The sequence below is a fragment of the Thermostichus sp. MS-CIW-38 genome (genome assembly GCF_054058415.1).
Map to the genome: position 1 here is coordinate 33,885 of NZ_JBSSAH010000015.1, position 16,168 is coordinate 50,052.

At 59.5% G+C, this 16,168-nt stretch carries 14 protein-coding genes; 10 read left to right on the forward strand and 4 right to left on the reverse strand.

From position 1 onward, the window contains the following. Positions 1 to 75 precede the first annotated feature (75 nt). Positions 76 to 3,018 carry a GAF domain-containing protein gene (locus ACVWXZ_RS07145; protein WP_457482334.1) on the forward strand — a complete coding sequence of 981 codons (2,943 nt, stop codon included), beginning with the start codon at positions 76 to 78 and terminating at the stop codon, positions 3,016 to 3,018. 24 nt (positions 3,019 to 3,042) lie between these two features. Here ACVWXZ_RS07145 and ACVWXZ_RS07150 read toward each other — a convergent pair whose 3' ends face one another. From ACVWXZ_RS07150 to ACVWXZ_RS07165, 4 genes are all read right to left on the reverse strand, one after another. Continuing rightward, positions 3,043 to 4,011, reverse strand: coding sequence for an energy-coupling factor transporter transmembrane component T family protein (locus ACVWXZ_RS07150; protein WP_457482335.1), 969 nt, complete (start codon positions 4,009 to 4,011; stop codon positions 3,043 to 3,045). Between the two features lie 115 nt (positions 4,012 to 4,126). Beyond that, on the reverse strand, positions 4,127 to 6,205 hold the full coding sequence (locus tag ACVWXZ_RS07155) for an SH3 domain-containing protein (protein ID WP_457482336.1): 2,079 nt from the start codon (positions 6,203 to 6,205) through the stop codon (positions 4,127 to 4,129). A 128-nt stretch (positions 6,206 to 6,333) separates the two neighbouring features. Continuing rightward, positions 6,334 to 6,828: a DUF427 domain-containing protein gene (locus ACVWXZ_RS07160; protein WP_011433071.1), complete on the reverse strand. Its 495-nt coding sequence runs from the start codon at positions 6,826 to 6,828 to the stop codon at positions 6,334 to 6,336. Between the two features lie 19 nt (positions 6,829 to 6,847). Beyond that, positions 6,848 to 7,555, reverse strand: coding sequence for a Crp/Fnr family transcriptional regulator (locus ACVWXZ_RS07165; RefSeq protein ID WP_457482337.1), 708 nt, complete (start codon positions 7,553 to 7,555; stop codon positions 6,848 to 6,850). A gap of 276 nt (positions 7,556 to 7,831) precedes the next feature. Between ACVWXZ_RS07165 and ACVWXZ_RS07170 the strand changes: the two genes are divergently transcribed. From ACVWXZ_RS07170 to phnD (ACVWXZ_RS07210), 9 genes are all read left to right on the forward strand, one after another. Then, positions 7,832 to 8,494 carry a sigma-70 family RNA polymerase sigma factor gene (locus ACVWXZ_RS07170; RefSeq protein WP_414343224.1) on the forward strand — a complete coding sequence of 221 codons (663 nt, stop codon included), beginning with the start codon at positions 7,832 to 7,834 and terminating at the stop codon, positions 8,492 to 8,494. Between the two features lie 2 nt (positions 8,495 to 8,496). Beyond that, the gene (locus tag ACVWXZ_RS07175) at positions 8,497 to 9,081 is read left to right on the forward strand and encodes an anti-sigma factor family protein (protein ID WP_457403164.1); all 585 of its coding nucleotides are present in this window, start codon (positions 8,497 to 8,499) and stop codon (positions 9,079 to 9,081) included. Positions 9,082 to 9,116: 35 nt separating this feature from the next. Further along, positions 9,117 to 9,749 carry a hypothetical protein gene (locus ACVWXZ_RS07180; protein WP_457403166.1) on the forward strand — a complete coding sequence of 211 codons (633 nt, stop codon included), beginning with the start codon at positions 9,117 to 9,119 and terminating at the stop codon, positions 9,747 to 9,749. 65 nt (positions 9,750 to 9,814) lie between these two features. Next, the gene (locus ACVWXZ_RS07185; RefSeq protein ID WP_011433076.1) at positions 9,815 to 10,129 is read left to right on the forward strand and encodes a DUF3181 family protein; all 315 of its coding nucleotides are present in this window, start codon (positions 9,815 to 9,817) and stop codon (positions 10,127 to 10,129) included. A 45-nt stretch (positions 10,130 to 10,174) separates the two neighbouring features. Beyond that, the gene (locus tag ACVWXZ_RS07190; protein WP_457403167.1) at positions 10,175 to 11,242 is read left to right on the forward strand and encodes an S-layer homology domain-containing protein; all 1,068 of its coding nucleotides are present in this window, start codon (positions 10,175 to 10,177) and stop codon (positions 11,240 to 11,242) included. A gap of 305 nt (positions 11,243 to 11,547) precedes the next feature. Further along, entirely contained in the window at positions 11,548 to 12,117 is a 570-nt protein-coding gene (locus ACVWXZ_RS07195; RefSeq protein WP_457403169.1) for a photosystem I assembly protein Ycf4, read from the forward strand. A 211-nt stretch (positions 12,118 to 12,328) separates the two neighbouring features. Continuing rightward, positions 12,329 to 13,561 carry an ABC transporter substrate-binding protein gene (locus ACVWXZ_RS07200; protein WP_414356713.1) on the forward strand — a complete coding sequence of 411 codons (1,233 nt, stop codon included), beginning with the start codon at positions 12,329 to 12,331 and terminating at the stop codon, positions 13,559 to 13,561. Positions 13,562 to 13,818: 257 nt separating this feature from the next. Then, positions 13,819 to 14,775 carry a phosphate/phosphite/phosphonate ABC transporter substrate-binding protein gene (gene phnD / locus ACVWXZ_RS07205; protein ID WP_457403189.1) on the forward strand — a complete coding sequence of 319 codons (957 nt, stop codon included), beginning with the start codon at positions 13,819 to 13,821 and terminating at the stop codon, positions 14,773 to 14,775. 349 nt (positions 14,776 to 15,124) lie between these two features. Continuing rightward, entirely contained in the window at positions 15,125 to 16,102 is a 978-nt protein-coding gene (gene phnD / locus ACVWXZ_RS07210; protein WP_457403171.1) for a phosphate/phosphite/phosphonate ABC transporter substrate-binding protein, read from the forward strand. The last annotated feature ends 66 nt before the right edge of the window (positions 16,103 to 16,168 follow it).

Genomic DNA, 16,168 nt, shown 5'->3' on the forward strand with positions numbered 1-16,168 from the left:
GGCTCAGATCCGACGGAGATCTGGCTGAGAGGGCATTGACTTGCAGAGGAACCCGCAGAATAGCTCCACACAGGTATGGTTCAGTCTGTTCCCCCTCATTCCGATAGAGCTGGGCCAATATCTCCCCTGGTGGCCCTGCAAGCAACCTTGCAGCAGATGCGGGAGCAGAGCGATGCCAACACCCTCGTTCAGCTCACGCTGGAGTATGTCAAGGCGGCGTTTGGGGCGCCGCTGATCTGGCTGGCCTTTTACGACTATCCAAATCACCAGTTGGTGGGTCAGGGGGGAGTGACCCTTCTTGAGGATCAAACCCTACTGCGGGCGGTGCATCCTCTACAGCCGGGGGAGATCCTGGAGCAGGTGGTGATCGAGCAGCGACCGATCAGCCTGCCCGACCTCTCTCAGGAGCCGCGCATGGGCATTTGGCAGCGGGAGGCCAGGCGACTGGGCGGGATCCAGGGCTGTTTCATTTATCCCTTCTCGGCCTACGGCCCGCTGTCGCGAACGGCAGTAGGACGGCGGCGCTGCTTGGGGATCCTGATGCTGGGATCCCAAATGTGGGGGGTTACCACCCATGAGGACGAAAAGGCTCTCTTGGGAATTTTGCTGGGGCAGTTGGCAGCCTCTCTGCAGGAGTTGGAAAACGCTTGGCAGCAGCAGACCGAAAAGCGCCTTGAGGATCCACTCCTGAGGTTGGGAACGGCGATGCGCCAGGTGGGATCCCTGCAGGAACGGGTCAGCCTGGTGAGGCAGGAGTTACAGTCTTTTCTGGGCGCTGTCCACATTCAGGTGTATTGGCACGAGCGCAGCCAGGGGCAGTTCGTCCCCCATGGAAGCGCCCCCAAAGCTGTTGGCAACAGCGGGGGGACGGAGTCCTCTCAGCCCCCTGTTCCCAAAGGGGCTAAAGTCGGAGCAGGGCCAACAGGGGAGGTCAGCCTTTCGCTGCGGGAATTGGGGGACATGTACTACACCCTCGCCGATGGCCAGGTGGTGGTGGGCGGCACAGGGACGACTCGCTCTGAGGTTCCCCCCAAGCTGATGCAGCAGTTGCGGGCCCAGGCCGTTTTGGCGGCCCCGATTTTGCTGGAAAAGGATCTGCTGGGGTTCATCTGGGTGCAATCGGATGTGCCCCGTACCTGGCAAGCCGCTGAGCGACAGTTGGTAGCTGCTGCCGCCAATGGGTTGGCCTTGGCTGCCCCCCTAGAAAATCTGGATCGCCGCATTCGCCAGTTGGCCGATGACCAAGAGTTTGTGCAACAGGTGGGCCGCTCGCTTTACAACCCGGCGGAGCTGCAACAGGCTCTCCAGCAAGCCGTTGTCGGCCTGGCCCAGCGCCTGAAAGTCGGTGCAGTGGCCGTGTTGACGGTGGATCCCGACAGCCCCATCCCCCGCCTCTTCTACGAGTACCGCAGGGAAGGCAAGCAGACTTTGCCACAGCAGCTCAGCCCTCTGAGCGACCAGGACTGGCAGGATCTCATGCGCAGCGAGGTGGTCGTGGCAGAAAACTACGACCAAGATCTGCGCCTGCTCTCTTGGCGGCAGGAACTGGCAGGGGTTCGTTCCTTGATGCTGACCCACACCGGGGTCGGCGGTACCGCCACCACACCTGTGGAAGGGCTGCTCTTGGTGTTGCATCCCCAGCTACGGACCTGGAGCCGGGAAGAGCGGCAACTGCTGCGGGGGATCGCCCAACAGGTGGGGGTGATCCTGCGGCAAATTCGGTCAGAACAACGCCGGCAACGACAAGAGCAGTTGCTCAAGGGCCTGATCACCACTTGTTTAACCTTGCAAAACTCGGCCACCTTGTCAGATCTGTACACCACCACCGTCCGACAGACGGCCCAATTGCTGGGGATCCCTCTGGCGCTGGTGGTCAGTTGGCAGCCGGGGGAAAGCCGGGCTCAGCTCCAGGGGCCTTTTACTACCGCTGCCGGGACGGAGACCGGCTCCACCGAGATCGACCTGCAAGATCCCCTACTGGCCTACGCGCTGCAGTCGGCAGAACCTCTGCCGCTCACCCAGGAGCAGATCCCCCCTGCCAGCCGCACTTGGCTCAGTCGCGTCAGCGGTGCGGAGCACTTTGCTGCCGGCCTGGGATCCTGGCTGCTGGTGGCGCTGGGGGAGACAAACTCCTCGCAGGCGGGAGCTTTGGGAGTTTTGATCTTGGGGGCAGAAGCGGGCAAGGTTTGGGATCCCGACGAGCGGGCGGCTGTGATGTTGATCGCCCAGACCTGCGGCTGGACGGTGCGGCGCTTGCTCTGGATGCAAACTTTGCAAGAGCAGCAGGAGGTGCTCAGGGAGTTGAACTGGTACAAACACCGCCGCCTGATGGACATGCAGAATGCCCTTCTGGACAGCCTGCGCCGCCTGGGTCAGGTGCCGGAGATTCCCGGAGACGAAGCCACCCGCTGGCAAAAGGTGGTGGAGATCGGCAGAGGGCTGCGGGATCTGACCGTCTCCACAGGGCCGTTGTTGCAGTCGGAAACTTGGCAGGTGCAGCCGCAGTCGCGGTCGGTGCCCTTGGCAACCTTGGTGCGCAAAAGCCTACGCCGAGTGGAGGCCCTGACCCAAAAACGCAAGCTGTGGCCGCGGGCCCATGGGGACATGAGCATTGCCGTCCAGGGGGATCCCGAACGACTGGAGATGGTGCTCTGGGAGGTGTTGACAGCCGCTATTTTGCGCAGCCCGGAAGGGGGGCGGCTGGATCTGTGGAGCCAAGCCAGCGTTCGCGATAGCGATGCGGAGCCCTTTGGCTATGCAGAGCTGCTGGTGGTGGATCAGGGCAGCTTCGACCCTCACCTGATGGCCGCCCTTCAGTTGGATCCGAACCAGGTGATCTACGCGGATCCTCTGCTCAAGTCGCCTCTATCGGTAAGTCCTGGTCTGGAACTCAGCCTGTGTCAACGGGTGGTGCAGCGGATGGGGGGCCAGCTCTCCTTTTACCTCTCTTCCGATGGGCGTTGTGTCTCTCGGCTGCTCCTGCCGATGGGCAGCGACGAGCCCCATCCCCCTGGGTAGGAAAAAGCTGTGTTGCCGGTCACCTTAGGGGGACAAGGTTCTGAGCAGCCAAAACAGGGGCAGTAGAGCCAGTAGGCCGCGATCCAGCCGCCGCAGTTGTAGGCGGTGCCAGCGCAGGGGATGGTCTGGGCCGGTCAGCCCACGGGCCTGCATTGCCATAGCCGTCTGTTCGGCACGCAGGAGCAAGTTTTCAAAAAAGCGCTCCACCAAGGCCAGCAGGGTTTGCATCCCGCCCCGGAAACTTAGGGATCCCCAGCGCACATCCCGAGTTCGCACCGCCCGCGCCAAGTTTTGCACCTCTTCCATCACCAAAGGCAGAAAGCGCAGCGCCAAGGTGAGGGTGAGAATTACTTCGGCAATCGGCCATCTCCAACGCTTGAGAGGCTGCAACCATTGGCCGATCCCCTCGGCAATTTCTTCGGGGGCCGTGGTCAACAGAAACAAATGGGTAGCGTAGAGCAACGTAAAAATGAGGGTGCCCAGCCGCAGCGCCACCGATAGAGAACGGCGGGAGACCTGAAAGGTTCGCCCCAACAGGGAAAATTGAACAAGGCGGTAGCGGTAAGGGGTTTGCCAAGCACGGGTTTGCTCCCGCCAGGCACGGTCTGGGGATCCCTGTTCTACAGCCAAGTCGAAGTGCCCTGCACCGCTAACGGGAATCAGCCCATAGCCCACCACCTGCATATCCTGCCGTTGCGGTTGGGGAAAAACCCCCAATCCATCCGGCGCCAAGCTGGTGATCCCAAAGGTGAGCAGGCTCAGGGCCAGCACCAGGGAGAGTTGGCCTGACCAAACCCGGCGCGGCAGACGGGCCGCCACAGTTAGCAGCAGAAGAGCCACCACCACGGCCAAGCGCCAACCATTGCCGGCCAAAATGGGGCTGAGGAGAAAGCTGAGCAGCCAGGCCAGCTTAACCCGCGGATCCAGGCAATGTAGCCAGGTGCGAGGCTCTTCCAGATAAATCCCCAGCGGGGCATTGCGCAGAATATCCACAACAGTTGAGAAGGAAGCAGACTATACCCCTTAAAAGGGCGGGACCGAGAACTCCGTCCCCGTAGCGCGGTCGCAGCAGCGTTGCGGAGCAATAACAGCTGGCAGCAAGGGAGAGCTAGAGCCGTTCCACCAGACGGGTAGAGCCCGACTGGGCGGCGACCCATCCCCCGGGCGCGCCATCTCGCTCAATGCGCAGCCAGACGGGCACCTGTCCCTCCCCAGCCTGCACCTCCACCACCCGCAGCAGGGCTTGGCGTGGGGCTGTCCCGACAATGGCTCCTGTCAGGCTGGGTTGCTGGCGAATGTTGAGGCCATCGTTGGAGATCACCCGCACCTGTTGTACTCCTTGCCACTCCGCCAGAGGGCCAGTTAGCTCAGGCGGGGGAGTGAGTTCCGTCTGGCCGGGATTGTCGTTCGCGGAGGCGTCGCGTAGCGATATGTCAACCGGCGGCTGCTCAATTTGCACCTGGGGTTGCTCCAGCGGTGGTGCCGGCGGCGGCGTGAAGAGGCCCCGCAACATTTGCCAGATGACCAATAGGGAGAGGATGCCCACACCGACCACCCCGGCCATTCGCGCCAGCGGTGCGGAGCCCAAACGAACGCCAGCGGGAAAGGTAGGACGCTTACGGCCCCCCAAGCGGCTGCGGCGGTAACGCTCCACATCCTGCAAACCGATCGCGCCAGCGGACCTTAGGCTCTGGACTCCGTCCCCCTGAGGGGAACGGTCTTGGGCGCGTTCGCGACAGCGGTGCGGAGCACTAGAACTCTCATCCGCAAGAGCAGAGACGCCCGCCTTGGGGGTGCTCCGGTAGGAGGGCAAATCCGAGAGGCGCGGGGGTTCTGGCACCCCCTGTTGCCAAGGGGCGGGTGGGCGATACAATTCCTGGGTTGGCTCAGGACCCACCACGGCAGGCAAATGAGGTGGGGGATGGGGGGCTTGTTCGCGACAGCGGTGCGGAGCACTGGGAGAGAGCATCCCTGCCGGCGGGTCTTCGCGGCTGGGCATTTCGTCCAGGTAAGCTTGTACTTGGGGGTTGTCGAAGTAGGCTTGCAACGTCACTTGGGCGGCTTCCAGACCGCGGAACTCCGGGAACACCTCCTCCTGAAACCATTTTTCTGTGAAGCGGCACAGACCCGGCAGATGGTCGGGAGAACCGGCGGAGTGTTCTTCGATAAACTGCAAGGCCTCTACTTCTTGGGTGGAGCGCAGATGGGCGAGCGCGTCTTCGGTCTGCCCCAGCAACAGACTACAGATGGCCTGCTCCAGATGCACATCCTGCCGCTGCGCCAGACGAGCCAGGTAGCCGCGAGCACGCCGCACCAGAGCCGGGCGGTTTTCCAGATAACCTGCCGCCAGCAACACCTGCACGGCCAAGTAGGCGGCCACCATCGAGGGGCGCTCAGCCTCCCGCTCGAACAACTCCTGCTGTTCTTTGAGGGTGAGGTGGCGACGTACCCGTTGGATAAAGCGCAGGAAATCTTCGGTGCTGAGGCCAGAGCCATCTTGCCCCATCCCCTCGATGCCGCCCCGTTCGTCCAGCATGGCTTTGAGGAGAGCCAGTCCCTGCTGTCGCTCCCCGTTCCCATCAGCGGTGTGTCTTCCAGCTTGGGCGGGAGCACTTTGGCTGAGGAGTTGCAAAATGCGATAGGGACGCAGCTTGCCCAAATCGATACGGATCTCCGCTTGCATCTGCGGAAAGGCCTGATACTCCTCCAGCTCCGCCAAGCCCGCCTGTAGGGAACGCGCCGCCTCTTCATAGGATCCCTGTTGCCAGGCTTCTCGACCCAGTGTCAGACGAGCGATGGCCCGCGCCAAAATGGCATCGGAACGAGCAGGGTGGCCCTGCTCCAGCATATGTTGAGCCAAGTCCAAGGCAGCTTGGTATTCTCCGGCTTCGCAATACAAGCACAGCACTCCCGGCAAGCGTGTTTCCTCCACCGTTAAGGTGGGATCCGCCGGCATGAGATGTTCGTCGTAGTTTCGCCGTGCCTCAGGGTTAAGCAGCACAGAAGCCGCCTCTTGGATCATCTGGGCGCGAGCTTCCACAGCCTGTGGCGAGAACCCCGACAGCCAGGAGCGCTCGCCCGGCTTGAGATCGATCCGCTCCCGGTATGCCTGCTCAATCTGATGCTCATCTGCCCGTGCCGACAGCATCAAAACCCGATAATAGTCGAGGGGCACCCGCACCGTCATGGTTTTTGTCCGCGCTCTCCGATTCGTGCCAGCGGGACGGAGTCCTTGGACAACTGACCCGCATCGACTTAACTGTAGTCCTTTTCGTGGGTAAAAGGGATCCCCCCTCGGGAATCGCTGCTCCGCCCCTACCAGTTCCAGCTACCCGGCTCTCCTTTGAAAGGGCCTACGACCTTTGAGGTGATCCAACCGCCGTAGAAATCTCCGGGTTGAGGCCGGACTCGTTCTCCACCTACCCGGCACTCCTGCACACGGCCTGGATAAAAGGCAAGGTAGTCGCGGATGGGCAAAAACGCCGGGCTGGGATCCGGATAGCTCCAGGCGGCATCTACGGCTGTTTGGGATCCGACCTGAACTGTCCAGTAGCAGGCAGCCCCTTTGAACTCACAGAAAGAGGTGCGAGAGCTGGGGCGGAGATACTGCAGTCGAACGTCGGTGGGGGGAATGTAGTAGGTGGGCGGGTGGCTGGTTTCCAGGACGCGGTAGCAACGGCGGCTTTGGGCAATGAGCTCGCCATTGAAGAGAACTTCCACCAGTTCTGTGGTGGGCTCCAGACGAGGTGGGCGCGGATAGTCCCAGACAGATTCTTGTCCTGGATGGGGAGAAATCGGTTGGGGAGACATGGGTCAATATCTTCAATATCTAAAGCAGACGGGTGGCCTCTACCAGTTTGGCGTACTGGATCAGCAGCAAAGACTGTTGCTCCGGCAGCGGCTGAATAACCCCCTGCTGCTGCAGACGGCTCAGTACCGCCAGGGCTGTCTCCCGGCTAACCTGGCTGATATCGGCCAAATCCTGGGGGGGAGGGTAGACAATGCGCATCCCCTGGGGGGTCTTCTCGCCAAAAGCTTCCGCCAGTTGCACCAGCGTATGCACCACTCGCAGCGGGGGGCTCTGCTGGTCAAGATCCGCCTGCAAGTTGGCCAGGCGCAGGCGACGGGAGAGGCTGCAGGCCAGCTGGTAACACAGTTGCGGCTCCCGCAACATCAGCGCTTTGAAGGTTGCCGCCGGGATCCCGGCCACCCGCAGCGGGGTTAGGGCCAGCACATCTCGGGAGCGGGGAGCTTCGTCCAGTACCGCCATTTCCCCCACCCAAGCGCCCGGCCCCAGCAAGGCAAGGGTTTTGGTGCTGTCTTGCGCCCGCAAAGCCCGCCGCACCTTAGCCCAGCCGGCGAGGATCAGATAAACTACGCTGCCCCAGGCATCTTGCATGAAGAGGGCCTGTCCCGCCGGGATATCCCGCAGCTTGACCTGGGATCCCAGCCATTGCAAGGACGTCGCCGAAAGTTCGGCCAACATTGGCACCGCCTTGAGCTCGGAGAGGACGGCAACAGGAGCATCGGAAGCCATGGCGGGTCGGACGTTTCACCATACCGCAAGCCCACTGTAGCCCAGTTACCAACTCAAGAGCTATCCTGCAATCCACCACCCCGCCATGTGCGCCAAGATCTAGTGAGGAGGTGGTCTTGCTGTGGAGTCTTGCCGGTATGGCCCTCAGAGCCTCTAGAGCTACCCTGCGGTTGAGGGTGGGGGGAACCCAAACTCTGCCATTTCGTCTGGGCAACAGAGGTTCTGTCTGGGAGGGGATCCCTCCGCTGTTGCTGTTGTTACAACCTATGGATGCCTATGGATGCTGCCCTCAGCGACATCAGTGGCCAGCGCTGGTCCGTCTTGGTGAAGAACGTGCCTGTGCGGCCCGAAAAGCTCGCTGATGTGGATCTGGTGCTGATCTGTCAGCAGGGATCCCAGCCCCATCGGGAGGCTTTTGCCGAGTTGATGCGTCGCCATCAGGCCCATGTGGACAAGGTGCTCTATCATCTTGCCCCGGACTGGCAGGACCGGCATGACTTGGCCCAGGAAGTTTGGATCCGGGCCTACCGCCACCTGAAACGCCTACAGGAGCCGGCGAAATTTCGCAGCTGGCTGGGGCGGATCGCCACCAACCTGTTTTACGACGAGCTGCGCAAGCGCAAACGACAGCAGCAGCCCCTTTCTCTGGATGCGCCGATTCAGATGCGGGATAGCGAGATGGAATGGGAGCTGCCCAGCGAGAGCCCCAGTCCCCATGAGCACCTCGCCACCTGCGAGTTCTACGAGCGATTGCACCAAGCCGTCCGCGACTTGCCGCAGGCCTTTCGCCAGACAATCCTGCTGCGGGAAATTCAGGGAATGGCTTATGAGGAAATTGCCGAGATCACAGGGGTGTCTTTGGGCACTGTTAAGTCTCGCATTGCGCGCGCCCGCGCCCGCCTACAATCCACCCTAAAACCCTACCTTAATGGTGAATGACCATGGTTCGCGGCAACCCCAACCCCGACCCCAGGGATCCCCAGCAAGAGCTGCCGGTGGTGGATGAGCGCTTTGAACAGTTGAGCGCCTACTTGGATGGGGAATTGTCGTCTCAAGAGGCGCGGCAGGTGGAAGATTGGCTGGCCAGCGATCCCCAAGCGCGGCAACTGTACAGCCAACTGGCAGCTTTACAGGCCGGTTTGGCCAACCTCAAGGCCCCCACCTTGGATCCCATCCAGACGGAGCTGTTGATTAGCCGTGTGTTCGATGAGCTGGATCGGAGGCCAATGCTCGACCTGGGCTGGCGGCGACGCAAGGGCACCCCTTGGGGACGGGTGGCAGCGGCTGTAGTGGCCTTGGCAGGGGCGGGCTGGGCGGGATGGCGTTGGTCTCATCCCCAGCCTTTGGTATCGCTGGAAGATCCGCCGGTGCGTGTGGCCATCGTGCCTGCCTCTGCTCGTGTTGCCCAACGCTATCTTTTCGAGCCGGGGCAAAAGCAAGATGCCTACTCGATTTTGTTTGAGGCAATGCCCGACCGTGGATCTCGCCCCGCCAACGCGACCAGGGCCGAGGTGGGCTGGGAATGACCTGAGCAGGCTTGAGAAAGACTGAGGAGCGCAGGGTGGAAAAAGCAGTTCGCTGGGCTTGTGGGCTAGGAGTCTGCCTTTGGCTATGCAGTCTGGGATCCCTGTCGGCCCAGGCAGATCCCAGCAGTAGCCATCTGGCAACGCCGTCCGCGCCGGCGGGACGGAGTCCGAAGCAGTTGCACTCCTCTCCCAGTGGACAGGAGCCTGCCCCCCAACCCACGAACCTGCCTTCACCCGGATCCCGTCTCACCCCTCCGGTGGCTCGCTCTCAACCCCCCGCCCCCGATCAAACAGATCCATTGCTTTTTCCGGATTTCCCCCTCCTCAAGGAGTTGGATCCGTCCCCGCCAAGCTTGGCCGACCTGGGCATCCATTGGGATCGCCTGGCCCTGCTGCCGGATTCCGAGCTGGCAGAGGAAATGGATGTGGAGTTCAGCCGCCGCCTAGCCCGCCTAAACCGGCAAATTGCCGACCAACAAGAGCGCCTCTACCGCCTTTTGCAAACCTGGGACTCCAACGAGGCCGATATCCGCCAAATTCAGGCCCAACTGAGCCAGTTGCGGACAGAACGGGATCGCCTAGCTCTGGAACACCTGTTGATGCTGCGGCAGCTGCAAGAGAACTTCGCCCTACCTCTACCCAATCGCTCTGCTGCCAGCCCTCCCTGAGGAGTCCTTGGGTTCGGGTTATGATCTGAGGGAGGGGCAGACGCAACCACCAACGGAGCTGAGGGATGGCCAAAGTGCCCAGCAACCCAGACATTGAGCAATTGGCCGCTGCCATTGGTAAAGAAGTTTACATCGATGTGGCCCGCTGGCATCTTTACCTGCGCGATGCCCACCTGCATACCCTTTTGGCGGAGCGACTGGCACCCCAGGTGATGGCAGGCAAGGTGGATGAGGACGCCGTCACAGAGATCTTGCAAGGGATCCCGGTGAAAGTGGGGGGTGGGCGCAAAGAATTGCCCCTGGCCGATCTCCTGCCGATGCAAAGCCTGCTTAACCTGCTGGACGTGCTGGAGGAGTTTAGCCGCAAATGGGCTCAATAGAGACCAATAGAGAAAGGTAGAGCGGTGCATCATCAGTCTAAACCTATGCGGCCTGGCCCCTGGCTCAAGCTCGGCAGCCTTATTCCGCTGCTCTGGCTGTTGTCGGCCTGTCAGGGAACCGAGTGGGGAGAACAGCTAGAGCGCGCTGTACGCCCAGTAGGTCTGCCCACAGCCCAACCTGAGCTGCCGGCATCTCCCTCGCCTCAACCTTTGCCGGGATCCATCCCACCCTCTATCTCGATCCCCACTGCTCCCGCCCCCTCTTCACCTCTGCCCAGCCCGGACAGCAGCCGCTTTACAGACTTGGAGCCCGGATCTCTGGTGGCCCGTTCGGTGGGATACCTAGATCGGTTGGGAGTTTTTGCCGATATCCCCGGCAGCGAATTTCAGCCGCAGCGCAGCGTTCGTCGCGGAGAATTTGCCCGTTGGCTGGTGCTGGCCAACAACGCCATCCACGCCGACGAGCCCAGTCGGCAGATCCGCCTGGGATCCCCCTCGGAACGCCCCCTCTTTTTGGATGTGCCGGAAGAGGATCCCAACTTTCGCTACATTCAAGCCCTGGGAGCTGCCGGCATAATTGCCGGAGATGCCAATCGAGAGTTTCGCCCCAACAGCCTGCTGTCCCGGGCGGAGTTAATCCGCATGAAGGTGCCCCTGGACTTACCTCCCGGCCAGATCAAGGGATCCCGAGCAGAGCTGGAGGAGCGCTGGGGGTTTACCGATGCGGCGCAAATTCCTCCTGAGGTTGTTCCTGCTCTGGTAGCGGATCGCAGTCTGGAGAATGCCTCCACCGTGCTGCGCACCTTTGGCCCCATCCGCACCTTCAACCCCTTCGAGCCGGTCAGCCGCGGGGAAGCTGCCATTGCCTTATCGGCTTTTGGGGAACGAACAGCCCAAGACGCCCTACCCCAGCCGCCAGCCCTGCCAGACCCAACCCCTGAGCCTCAGCCTTCTCCCCCTGCCGCAGAACCGCAACAAACGGCCTCTCCTGAGCCGGATCCCACCCCTGCCTCTCCCTCGGATGCCGTTGATGAGCCCCCTGGGCAGACCCGACCCAACCCCCCGGAAGTCGCCCCAGGAGAGGGTAGGATCGTCACGCCGGGTAAGCCCTAACCCTGAAGTGAGCGAGGATCCCATCGGCGTATACTGTCCAGGTTTTATCAGCAGATGGAACACCTCAGAGCTCCAGCAGGGATCCCTGCTACGGCTCTTACAAGGAGCAAAAGGAGCCATAACAATAAAAACTATCCCTAACTCCCTTCGGGAGAGGGGCTGTACAGCGCAGAGGACTTCCGCCCCCATTCCCCAGGCGGCTCTAGCTCTTGACAGTCCCCTGAGCGCCCCTCTGCCGGGGAGAGCCCTTGCCACCTAATAAAATGAGAGAAGCCAACCTTGGAAAACCCGCAGGGATCCCAACTGTGTCCGCCATTGTTCCTGAAATCCGTTCTGCCGATTTGCTGCGCTACACCGTGATTGGGTCGCGGCGGCCCAGCGTGTACTTTTGGGCGGTGGCGCTGACGGGGGGAGGGCTGGGCTTTACCTTGGCTGGCCTTTCCAGCTATCTCCACCGCAATTTGCTCCCCTTTTCCGATCCCGCCAGCCTGGTGTTTATTCCCCAAGGCATTGCCATGCTCTTTTACGGGGTGCTGGGATCCCTGGCGGGACTGTACCAATGGTTGAGTTTGTATTGGAACCTGGGGGGCGGCTACAACGAGTTCGACCGGCGCACGCAGAAGATAACTCTGGTACGGCGAGGCTTTCCGGGCAAAAACCGTGAAGTCCGCCTGGAGTATGACTTTGCCGAGGTGCAGAGCCTGCGGGTGGAGCTGAGAGAGGGGCTTAACCCCCGCCGAGCCATTTACTTGCGGGTGAAAGGACGCGGTGACATCCCCCTCACCGGAGTGGGCCAGCCTCCCCCCCTGATGGAGATCGAAAACCAAGCAGCCGAGATCGCCCGCTTTCTCAACGTCAGCCTAGAGGGCATTTGATTCCCTGCGGTGCCATTGCTTTGACCCCGCCCTGCTGGTCGCTTGAGCGAGACGGAATCCCATCCTTGGGCAACAGTGAAACCATTGAGGGGGATCCAGAACTGTGGAGTCGAATAGAGAGTTGTCGAGATTGTTTTCAATGTAGCGGGATCTCTTCGAGGAATGATCTACCCTTGATGCCAGCGCAGTTGTTGCCTGGGAGAAGCCTGTGATGGCCAACCTGAACCCCTTCATTCCCCTACAGGCCAAGAAGCTGGGGTCTATTCTGTTTCGCCTCTGGCTAACTCTTCTGCTCTCATTGGGCTTGGCCTTGCTCACGCTGCTGCTGACCTCCCATTCCGCCCATGCTGCTCGCGGGCCCCTGTATCGCTTGGGCCGCCCAGAGGGGGCGGTCTCGATTGTGGCCTGGGCAGGCTATATCGAACGGGGAGAAACGGATCCCGCCTATGACTGGGTGACCGAGTTTGAGAAAGAAACCGGCTGCCAAGTCAGCGTTAAGGTGGCGGCAACCTCCGATGAGATGGTAGCCCTGATGAATGAGGGCGGCTTTGATCTGGTGACGGCCTCCGGCGATGCCACCCTACGCCTGATCAAAGGGGAACGGGTACAGCAGATTAACCCCCGCCTGATCCCCAGTTGGGAGACCATCGACCCGCGCCTGCGGGATGCTCCCTGGCATACCGTGGATGGCAAGCATTACGGCGTGCCCTATCAATGGGGATCCAACGTGTTGATGTACAACACAAAGGTTTTCCCGGAACCCCCCACCAGTTGGGATGTGGTGTTTGAAGAAAAAATCCTGCCAGACGGCAAATCCAACAAGGGCCGCATCCAAGCCTACGATGGCTCCATCTACATTGCCGATGCCGCCCTCTACCTGAAGGCCCACCGCCCAGAATTGGGCATCACGGATCCCTACGAGCTGACCCGCGAACAGTTCAATGCTGCTCTAGCTCTATTGCGACAGCAGCGGCAACTGGTTGGACGCTACTGGCACGATGCGGCGGTGCAGGTGGATGACTTTGTCAACGAAGGGGTAGTGGCCTCCAGCTCTTGGCCCTTCCAGGTCAATCTGTTGCGATCCGAAGGTCAACCTGTCGCCAGTGTGATACCGGAAGAGGGAGCCACCGGCTGGGCAGATACCACCATGCTCAGCGCTACCGCCAAACACCCCAACTGTGCCTACCTGTGGATGGAACATTCTCTGAACCCGAAGGTGCAGGGGGATCTGGCGGCTTGGTTTGGCTCGGTGCCGGTGGTGCCCGCCGCTTGTCAGGCCAGCGAGCTGCTGGGGCCAGAGGGATGCAAGACCAATGGCATCGACAATTTTGAGCGCATCTTCTTCTGGAAAACTCCTGTGGCCGATTGTGGCGATGGACGTATGGATTGCGTGCCCTACTACGAATGGGTGACCAACTACATCGCTGTGATTGGCGGGCGCTAATGGAGCAACCTTAACGAGATCCTAGACTCTTCTTAAAAATTTATTAACTGTAATATGACATAAATACAAATGAATGAACCATCTCAATGAATTTGAGATGGTTTTTGCTTTTCAGGCAAGACTTCTAGGGCCTAGAGGAGGAATTTTTACCTCTTCTGGGTTCGTCAGATGCTCTTGTTGATTGCCATAGTTGGGAGCTTTTATTCATGATGACACTATCTTCTTTTGGAACTCGGATCCCGTTGGGAAAGCTGGTGATGGGAGCTGGATTGGCGGGAGCTGTCACCTTGGGGTTGGGCAGCAGCCTTTCTCAGGCTCGTCTAGACTGTCCCCGCCCTCCTCAAATGGATGCCCGCTACTGTGATCGGGTGGGGGATCTGGTTGCCGATTTGCCGGAGGATCCCTCGGAGTGGGTAGATCCGGAAGTGCTGTTGGTGTCTTATACCTCCTCAGAAGAGCCAGCTGTCTATGCCAATACCTGGGCTGAATTCACCGCTCACTTAGAGGAAGTCACCGGTAGACGGGTGCAATTTGTCCCTGCCGATTCTCAGGCTGCTCAGTACGAGGCAATGCGCGCTGGACGTCTACACATTATGGGTACCTGCACAGGCTGTACTCCTGTAGCCGTGAATGTTGCCGGCTTTGTGCCCTTTGCCATTTTCCAACAAGAAGATGGATCCATCGGCTACGAGATGGAAGTGATCACTCATGTGAATAGCGATATTCAAGCCCTCGATGATATTGCCGGTCGTCGTGTAGCTTTTACCCATCCTTCCTCCAACTCCGGTTATATCAGTGCTCGCATTTTGATCAAACAAGAGACAGGCTTGGATGATGAGGCAGGAGACTACATCGCCGAGTTTTCTGGCAGCCACCAAAACTCCATTTTGGGTGTGTTCAACGAAGACTACGATGCCGCCCCCATTGCCAACGATGTGCTTAATCGCATGTGCCTCAACGAGCAAGTGGATTGTAGCCAGTTCCGCAGCCTCTACAAATCGGAGACCTTCCCCAGCGGCTCTTTCGGCCATGCCCACAATCTCCACCCTGAGCTGGCAGAAAGGATCCGAGAAGCCTTCTTTACTTTTGAGTTTGAGGGCACAGCCATGCGACAAGCTTTTAACCGGGTAGCTTTTGCACCGATTACTTATCAAGAAAACTGGGAGATCATCCGTCGCATTCAGGAAGAAGAGGGCGTGGAATATACGCTTTAGGCAGTCCTCAGGGATCCCCTGCCCAGAGAGGATCCCTGATTTACATAGTTCTGAATCTAGAGCTGAATCTAGAGAAATCGCACTGGCTGGTTCCGTCCATACCCCATCTCGACGAGTATGTGATAACCCACTCTTAACTTCCTATTAAACCTGTCTTAACTCTACAGGGGTCAAACAGCGCTACTATATTATTAAGTTTCGTTAGGCGACGTGAGTTTTGCAGCTCTTCTTTGGATTCTGTAGCTTATGAATTCACATCAAGTCTCTTGATTAGCTGGATCTTCTCGCCCACTTTTGTGTTTTTTAGCTGATAACGGTTTGCTTCATCTTGCATTCGGGGGTTTTTGCAATGTTGGCGTTTTGCTCTGTGGCTCGTCTGTTATCCAAAAGCCTTGCCCTGGCTGGTTTGGTTGCTGTGCTAGTGGGTTATCAATCTGCTCAAGCTCAATCTTGCCCTCGTCCGGCAGGCATGGATGAGCGCTATTGTGATGCCGATGGGGATCTGGTGGCGGATACTCCGACGGATCCCGCTCAAATTGTCAATCCTGACACTTTGCTCATCTCCTACACTTCTTCCGAGGATCCCGCCGTTTATTCAGAAACCTGGCAGGAATTTACCGACTACCTCAAGCAAGTGACCGGTAAAGATGTGCAATTTGTGCCAGTTGATTCCGAGGCCGCCCAAACCGAGGCACTGCGGGCCGGACGTTTACACATCATGGGCACCTGCACCGGCTGTACCCCCCGCGCTGTGAACCAAGCAGGCTATGTGCCTTTCGCCGTTTTTGCCAAGGAAGATGGTAGCTTTGGCTACGAAATGGAAGTGATCACTCGCATCGATAGTGACTTGGAAAAACTAGAAGACATCAAAGGCCGCCGCATTGCTTTCACCCAGCCCTCCTCCAATTCCGGCTACATCAGCGCCCGTATTTTGATCGAGGCGGAAACTGGCTTTAAGGACGGTGTGGACTACGAAGCCAATTTCTCTGGGGGGCACGAAAACTCCATTTTGGGTGTGTTCAACGGAGACTACGATGCGGCCCCCATTGCCAACGATGTGCTCAACCGCATGTGCATCGCCGGACAAGTGCAGTGCGATCAGTTTCGTACCCTCTACAAATCGGCTACTTTCCCCAGCGGCCCATTTGGCTATGCTCACAATTTGGATCCACAGCTGCAGGAGAAAATCCGCGAGGCCTTCTATACCTTTGACTTTGCAGGCACTAAGTTGGCAGAAGCCTTTGACCGAGCTTCCTTTGCTCCCATCACCTACAAGGAAGATTGGGAAGTGATCCGGCTGATTCAAGAAAATGCCCCTCCCCAATAGGTGGGCTGAACAGAATCGGGATCCCTTGTTCAGGGCAAGCCATAGGGGATCCCTTCTGATTTCAAA